Source organism: Rhodococcus sp. G-MC3 (assembly GCF_030063335.1).
GTDB lineage: Bacteria > Actinomycetota > Actinomycetes > Mycobacteriales > Mycobacteriaceae > Rhodococcoides.
Genome location: NZ_JASISW010000076.1, coordinates 1 through 1,415, shown reverse-complemented (window position 1 = coordinate 1,415; position 1,415 = coordinate 1). Strand labels below are relative to the sequence as shown.

At 67.4% G+C, this 1,415-nt stretch carries 1 protein-coding gene; it reads left to right on the top strand.

Going from position 1 to position 1,415, the window contains the following annotated elements; genetic code table 11:
• Positions 1–137 precede the first annotated feature (137 nt).
• On the top strand, positions 138–1,415 hold a 1,278-nt coding region (locus QMK17_RS26220; RefSeq protein WP_442972836.1), incomplete at its 3' end, for an ISL3 family transposase.

Below are 1,415 nucleotides of genomic sequence, written 5' to 3'. Positions count from 1 at the left end.
CGGTGGGGTCGTGTCGTTGCGGTGAGGCGGGCTCCCGGAGGCCGATGATGAGGGTTCTCACGCCAACTCGTCACGACCCACCGGGGAGCCCTGTGTCCGAGAATACGACTGTTTCCGCTTCTGCCGTAGCCGACACGATCATCCGCACCGTCGAACTCGGCGTCACCATCCGCGACGCTGCGATCGACGGCGACACCACGATCGTGTTCTGCGACCTGATCACCACCGCACCGGATCGGTGCCCCGCCTGCGGAACCACCGGGAAGTACCGTGACCGGATCGAACGCAGAGTGACCGATGTTCCGGTGGTCGGGCACCCGCTGCAGCTACGGGTACGTGTTCCCCGCTACCGGTGCACGAACACATCCTGTGACCGGGAAGTGTTCTGCCACAACACCGACCGCCTCGCGAGGGCCGGGTGGTCCACCACCCGCCGCTGCGCGAGGTACGTCCTGCGGAGGTTGATGCTCGACCGCACCACCGTCGCCGCCGTGGCCCGCGAACTCGGCCTGTCGTGGGACACCGTCAACGCGATCGCCGTCGACGCCACCACCACTGTGGTGGCCGCCGACACCACCCGCTTCGACGGTGTGCGGGTGATCGGGGTCGACGAACACAGGTGGGCGCACACCCGACACGCTGCCGGTGGTGGGTTCGTGACGGTCATCGTCGACCTGACGCCGGTCGTCGACGGAACCGGCCCGGCGCGGTTGCTCGACCTGGTACCGGGGCGTTCGGCGGCGGCGCTGACGGGGTGGCTCGCACAGCGCACCGACTCTTTTCGAGCGGGGATCGAGGTGGTGGCGATGGACGGGTTCGGCGGCTACAAGACCGCCGCCACCGGCAGCGTCCCCGATGCGGTGACGGTGATGGACCCGTTCCACGTCGTCGCCCTCGCCGGAACGAAACTGGACTTGTGCCGCCAGCGAGTGCAGCAGGACACCTGCGGGCACCGGGGCCGGACCGGTGACCCGCTGTATCGGACGAGGCGCACCCTGCGAACGAGGGAGGTGTTGCTGTCGGATCGTCAGAAAGACAGGCTTGCAGCAACATTCGCCGACCCGAACCACACTCCGGTGGAGGTGACGTGGGTGGTGTATCAACGGTTGATCGCCGCGTACGCCCACCCCGACCCGAAGCAGGGGCACCGGATTCTCACTCGATTGATCGACACCATCCGCACCGGCGTCCCGGACGGTCTCGAGGAGCTCGCCCAACTCGGGCGGACCCTGCACCGACGGCGAGCGGACATCCTCGCCTACTTCACCCACCGGGCATCGAACGGGCCGACCGAAGCGATCAACGGCAGATTGGAAGCGCTGCGGCGCAACGCTCTCGGATTCCGCAACCTCACCCACTACCGAATCCGATCACTACTGCACTGCGGCAACCTCACCCGCGCACTCGATGCACTC